We start from the raw sequence: 6,577 nt of genomic DNA, 5'->3' as shown, positions 1-6,577 counted from the left end.
TTGGCAGGGGCATTCAACCGTGCGCTAATACCGGTCGGGATTTTGATGGCTGTACTCGGCAGTCTTCTGGGTACCTATTTTGGAATTCTAACATCATATATACTCTTAAGCTTTTAAGGAAGGGTTGTTAATATGAAGATTGAAAGTTTACAAGTATCAGTGGAAACCTTGCCACTTGTCAAGCCATTCAAAACTGCATTACGTACAACAATGGAAATTGAAAATATCATGGTTTCGGTGAAGTTGGAAGATGGAACGGAAGGTTTGGGGGCTGCAGCCCCTACGGTTGCCATAACAGGTGATTCTGCAAATGGAATCATGACCATCATTGAAGAAGTGATCACGCCACATCTAATTGGCCGCGACATCGAGAATATCAACGCATTGTCTCAACTAATCCAATTATCCTGTGTAGGAAACACAAGTGCAAAAGCTGCAGTTGAAATCGCCTTATATGACGCAGTCAGCAAACGATGGCGGCTCCCTTTATATCAATATCTGGGTGGTAAATCAAATGTCCTGAAAAATGATATGACAATCAGCGTGGATGAACCCGAAGTAATGGCAAAGGCGGCATTGTCCCTCATCGATTGCGGATTCTCAACAATGAAGATAAAGCTGGGGAAAGACTGGAAGAGTGATGTGGAGCGGGTTGCCTGCATTCGTGCTGCTGTTGGCGATCAAGTTATTATCAGGATTGACGCAAATCAAGGGTGGACAACAAAACAAGCAATTTCAATCATTCATGAACTCGAGGAAAGAAAGCTGAACGTTGATTTGGTGGAGCAACCCGTGCAAGCCCATGATATCGAAGGTTTAAAAGAAATAAAGAGGTGCGTCCAAGTGCCTATCATGGCCGATGAAAGTTTGTTTTCCCCTCGTGATGCCATGAGGCTCCTGAATGAACATGCTGTTGATTTCCTTAATATTAAATTAATGAAAACAGGAGGCATTCGACGCGCACTTCAAATCGCGGATCTGGCAGAAGCAGTCGGGGTGGAATGCATGATCGGCAGTATGATGGAATCATCCGTGAGCGTAGCAGCCGCGGCTCATCTGGCAACCGCCCATCCAAATATAACGAAGATTGATTTAGATGCACCATTATGGATTAAGGATGAACCATTTGAGGGCATTCAATTTGCGAAAAATCAACTTCTCATTTCCGAGAAACCTGGACTAGGAGTCAAGAGGAAATCCTCATTTACTCAATAAAAACTATTTCGAAAGGGTGATTATTTTGAAAAGGTTAACAGTTGTAGTGATATCTTTATTTACTATCGGTATTTTAGTATTCAGTCCCAATGAAGCTAGTTCAAGAGAGAAGGAGAGAATTGCCTATGTAGATGTAGTAGTGGCCACTCTTTGGACGGAGCCGGGATTATTAAGGGACATCGATGCTCCTTCTGCATCGAATCCCGTCGATTTGAATGCATGGATACGCTCCATGAATTATGAAGATAAACTGTGGCTTGTGGGTAACCTGGAAACCCAGGCGTTATATGGTTCTAAAGTGACCATTCTTGAAGAGCGGGGTGAATGGGTGAAAGTTGCTGTTGCCAATCAGCTGACACCCCGTAATGATGCAGGTTATCCTGGATGGATGCCAAAAGGGCAATTGAAATCAGGAAAATCCTTTAATAAGCAGTTTAATAGAGGGTTTGCCCTTGTAACTGCTCCAAAGACTTGGCTTTATTCGGATTCGAAACATCGGTCGAAATTCATGGAGGTCAGCTTCGATACACGCCTTCCGCTATTACAGGTGAAAAAAGATAAAGTGAAGGTGATGACACCAAGTAATGGAGCAAAATGGATAGAAACGAATGACGTGTCCGTTTATCAAGACGAAAGTCAAATTCCAGTTCCAACCGGTAAGGACATTGTAGAATCAGGAAAAGATTTTTTAGGACTTCCTTACCTATGGGCTGGAATGTCCGGTTTTGGATTTGACTGCTCTGGCTTTACCTATACCATGTACCATGCTAACGGTATAACGATCCCAAGGGACTCTTCCATTCAGGCGCTTCATGGTAAAAAGGTGGAACAGGAAAATCTTCAACAAGGCGATTTACTATTTTTTGCCTATGATAAAGGAAAAGGTAAGGTGCATCATGTTGGAATGTATATTGGTGACGGGAAAATGATTCATTCTCCAAACAGCTCTACACATGTAAGGATAGATGAAATAAAAACATCGGGATACGGAGAGGAATATGCCGGAGCAAGAAGATATATCGATTGATTTTAAAAAAGCCTAAGAGCACCGAGCTCTTAGGCTTTTTCGGATTTAAAACAAGATTTTTCAAGCGTTAGAAGTAGCAATGATCACAGCTGTGTTTTTTTCAACAAAATAACTTGAATTGGCTACTACCTTAGGTTTTTGAATTACATATATCAATAAGGTAAAATATGGTATAATTAATTACAGACTTTTCATTATATTATAATATAAGGGGTTGCAAATGAAGATCACTTTTCCCAAACCTGATGTTGAGCAATATTTACGAACTTTTTCCATTGCTGATTTTGCAGTTAGTCCGGATGAGAAACAACTGGTGTTCAGTACGAATTTGAGTGGCAAGTATAATTTATGGGAATGGATCTGCCAAACTGCTTTCCTTATCCGCTTACATCCATTGATCAAAGCTGTCAAGAGCTGGTATTTGATAAACAGAGCGGGTTTATAATTGCTGGTTTCGATCAAGACGGCAATGAAAATACCCAGTTTTATGGAATTCCCTTAAAAGGCGGGACAATGAAGGAAATCGTCCATCATGAAAACACACGTAATTTCATGCCGATTTTATCCAATGACAGTAAAAAGCTCTTTTACACAACATCAAGAGGAAACCCTTCCTATCTAAATTCCTATTGTTTAGATTTAGAATCAGGACAGGAAACACTGGTCCTGGAGGGGAAGGATGCAGCGACCTATCTGTTTGGCTTTAGCCCTGATGAAGAAACCCTACTTTACTATAAAGACTTTGCTAATACAAATACCCTTCTCTATGCAAAAAGGGGGAAGGAAAATCTCCTGCTTACGCCGCCTACTGAGAAACAACACACAGTGAATGATGGTGTTTTTGTTTCAGATTCGATGATATATTTATTGACTGATTATGATTCGGACTTTACTTATTTGGCTTCATACAACCTTGAAACAAACCGATTCAGTAAAGTTAAAGAATTGTATAATGAGAGTTTTAGTGCCATGAAATATAGTAAAGAGAACCAATTATTATATATAACCAGTCAAAAGGGTGCAGAGGATCAATTATATGAATTCAATCTGCAAAATGAAAATTGGAGAAATATCAATGTCCCGTGCAGCGTCATCGGAAAACTTGAGGTTGCTGCATCAGGCACGCTTTATTTATTTGGCATGAGCGCAACCAAGCCACATAATATTTATAAAAAATCCGGTGAAGAGTGGGTATCATTAACCAAATATACTGTCCCTGGCGTCGATTCTAACGAATTATTTGAACCGGACATCATTACATACCCTTCCTATGATGGGCTGGAGATCGAATCGTTATTTTTTAGGGCAAGCAAGGAAAATGAGATTGGTGAAATCATTTTTTGGCTCATGGAGGACCTCAGGCGGCCGAACGGAAATTCTTCAGGACTTCCTTTCAATTTTTTCTGAATCATGGTTACAGTATTTTTGCGCCAAACTTCCGCGGTTCTACTGGCTATGGTTTGGAATTCATGAAAATGGTAGAGGGTGATTGGGGAAATGGACCACGCCTTGATAATGTAACCGGTCTTGATTGGCTGATTGAACAAGGGCATGCACAAAAAGGTAACATTTTATTGATGGGTGGCAGCTTCGGAGGGTATATGGCACTTCTGCTACACGGACGCCATGCGGATTACCTTAAGGCAGTTGTCGATATTTTTGGACCATCTAACCTTTTCTCATTTATCAATTCCGTTCCAGAAGACTGGAAGCCGGTTATGGATCAATGGGTAGGAAATCCGGAAAAAGATAAGGAAAAATTAATCGAGTATTCATCTATCACCTATTTAGAATCCATGACAAAGCCGATGCTTGTCATTCAAGGGGCAAACGATCCCCGCGTCGTCAAAGAGGAATCAGATCAAATCGTTCGAGCTTTGAAAGACAAAGGAAGAGATGTCGAGTATATGCTTCTAGAAGATGAAGGCCATGGATTTTCCAAAAAAGAAAATGAAATTGCCGTCTATCGAAAAATACTCTCATTCTTGAATCGATTCGCAGGTGTAACAGAGAAGGTATAAACTGCAACGAATATTCTGGAGATTTACAATTGAATTGCATAACCCTGCCAATTACTTTCAGAGTGATGAGGCAGGGGTTTTCATGTTGAAAACTGGAAGTTCTTTTCAAATAAACCCTACTTGACTTCATGATTTATAGATATGTCATTCCGATTGATTGAAGATCTGCAACCATTCGGGTGTGTCAATCCTTCTTTAACGATTGAACATTCAAAGTTCATGATTTCTTATGGGGGCAAAATAAGGATGGTTTCTGCTGTCATATTAATGGATAACAAAGTGTAGCCAGGTTTAAGGAGCCTTTAAATTTCACGGAGCGTTTTTTGTATATCGGTGAAAGCAGTTTTTGTAGAAGTTATATAGACCTGGCAAGACGAAATCCAAGGTCGTCTATGCAAAATGTCGGATGGCTACGACGACGACATGAAGCTCCACACCCCCTGGCCTCTTCAGCCCAGCTTCCTCCTCGGAAAATTCGATAAGCGCCGTATACTTGTTCATCATATAAATCCCAACACCACTCCCAAACATTCCCTAACATATCATGCAGTCCCCATGAATTCGGTTCCTTTCTTCCCACTTCATGGATTTTGCCCCCTGAATTTCCGTTATACCAGGCAATCTTATCAATCTCTCCATATCTATATCCAGTAGTCCCCGCTTTACATGCATATTGCCACTCTGCTTCTGAAGGGAGTCGGTAACCGTCTACTTCCCAATCACAATTAATGTTTTCACCATTTTTACTTATAGAATAACATTCTCTAAGTCCAGCTTTATGTGAAAGTTGATTGCAAAAAGAAATTGCATCATTCCAAGAAATACCGACAACAGGTTTTAGATCTCCGTCAATAGAATTAGGTGGTTTATTTGAAATAGCATAATAGAGATCTATAGTTACAGGATACCGGGCAAGAAGAAACGGTTTTATATCAGCTTTCCATTTGCTTTTTATTCTATCGTCTCTTAATTCTATTTCTCCCCCTGGAATTTTCACCATTGGATAGTCAAAGTAACTCATTATTTCATTTGACAATTATCCTTCCTCCTAATAATCATAATTTTGTAAATTTTACCACAATAAAATCCATTAATTCAATATAAAAATTACCTTTGTTTTTACAATAAACAGAGTAATCTAGATTCAAAAACCAATTAAAATATAAAGCAAAGGCGGTTCACAATATTTTGAATAACACCACTTTTTGGTAACTGAAGGCAGAAAAAAAGGGGGGTTTTTCACTCGTTTGACTTACTCACCTTCTTTAGTAGACGGGATTTTTGATTCAATTGGGATTGCAGAACATTAATTTCTTGGTGTATGCAACTTTAATTTCGCCCTCAATTAATATTAATAAGTATGTAGTTCATGGAATACAAATTATAAGTGAAGTTTCGATACTTTTAAAATTTGGGGGATAGCAAATGAACGAGTTTTTGGAGAAAACAGCAAGGTTCGAGCACCGGTTTTGGCTGCAAATCTTAGGAGACCATTCCAGATTCATCCATGAATCTTTAGCTCCGGTTGAAGTGGAAAACATTGAAATTGCTTCAGAATTCATTCAAGTATTTGATACTCTCCTTGGTAAAGCCAATTCTGAAGAGATTTCTCAACTTACTGTCATGGCAGAAGAGGAAGTTTTAAGACTTCGGGAGTTTAAGCTAAGCCTTTTAAAAGAACATCTGGTAGGGAAAATTAAAATACATCTTTCACCTACTTTCATTAATCATATGGTGAACGAATTGGAAGAATATTTAAGATTATTGAAATACTTCAATGCAAATCAAATGCCGCCGGTTTTTCATGAACTCCATCATCATTTGGTTTGGCTGTTAGATGCAGCAGGGCATGCAGGGGCAATATCATCCAACATGGACGATGTTGAAAAAAGATTAAAAGAGAAAAGTGACCAATATAAAAAACATTTTAATGATTATTATTTAAAAGCAGTTGAATTGGCTGGATATTTACGAACAAATCTGTCAACATTCCCGGCATTGGAAAAAATGAATGCGGACGTCAAATTGGAAATGAAACTCTTTCAGCACTTTCTGCTTGAATTGGAGGAACTTGAGCTTAGTGCGCAGGCTCTTGGAACGTTTTCCCCATTAATGGCAGATCATATGTGGCGTGAAGAATGTTATTATTTAACGAAACTGGCAGAATCGACAAACACGGAAAAGCCAAACTGCGATCCAGCGAAACCGAGGCTAGTCGAATAAAAAAGTACCTCATGGGGGCTGTTGACAATCTAAAAGGATTTTTGAAAACTGTATAGAATTTATTCTATGCAGGTTTTTTATTGGAGGGATT

General features: G+C 39.3%; 5 protein-coding genes and 1 pseudogene. 5 read left to right on the top strand and 1 reads right to left on the bottom strand.

All coding sequences use genetic code 11. From position 1 onward, the window contains the following. From ACFX4L_RS24635 to ACFX4L_RS24620, 4 genes and pseudogenes are all read left to right on the top strand, one after another. On the top strand, positions 1–117 hold a 117-nt coding region (locus ACFX4L_RS24635), incomplete at its 5' end, for a DUF819 family protein (RefSeq protein ID WP_377406558.1). Positions 118–132: 15 nt separating this feature from the next. After that, positions 133–1,215 (top strand): dipeptide epimerase, encoded by a 1,083-nt coding sequence (locus ACFX4L_RS24630; protein WP_377384402.1) that lies wholly within the window; start codon positions 133–135, stop codon positions 1,213–1,215. 19 nt (positions 1,216–1,234) lie between these two features. Then, a complete protein-coding gene (locus ACFX4L_RS24625; protein WP_375166297.1) occupies positions 1,235–2,242 on the top strand; it encodes a C40 family peptidase in 1,008 nt (335 codons plus the stop codon). A 220-nt stretch (positions 2,243–2,462) separates the two neighbouring features. After that, positions 2,463–4,263: pseudogene (locus ACFX4L_RS24620) on the top strand (S9 family peptidase). 355 nt (positions 4,264–4,618) lie between these two features. On the opposite strand, the gene ACFX4L_RS24615 reads toward ACFX4L_RS24620, so the two are convergent. Then, positions 4,619–5,263: a formylglycine-generating enzyme family protein gene (locus ACFX4L_RS24615; RefSeq protein WP_377384424.1), complete on the bottom strand. Its 645-nt coding sequence runs from the start codon at positions 5,261–5,263 to the stop codon at positions 4,619–4,621. A gap of 425 nt (positions 5,264–5,688) precedes the next feature. Here ACFX4L_RS24615 and ACFX4L_RS24610 point away from each other — a divergent pair, with 425 nt between their 5' ends. Continuing rightward, positions 5,689–6,486 (top strand): DUF2935 domain-containing protein, encoded by a 798-nt coding sequence (locus ACFX4L_RS24610; protein WP_317777425.1) that lies wholly within the window; start codon positions 5,689–5,691, stop codon positions 6,484–6,486. The last annotated feature ends 91 nt before the right edge of the window (positions 6,487–6,577 follow it).

This window comes from Peribacillus sp. YIM B13482, from assembly GCF_042787975.1.
GTDB lineage: Bacteria > Bacillota > Bacilli > Bacillales > DSM-1321 > Peribacillus > Peribacillus simplex_A.
Note: the sequence above shows the minus strand (reverse complement) of the source record. Positions and strands in the feature narration are given on the sequence as shown.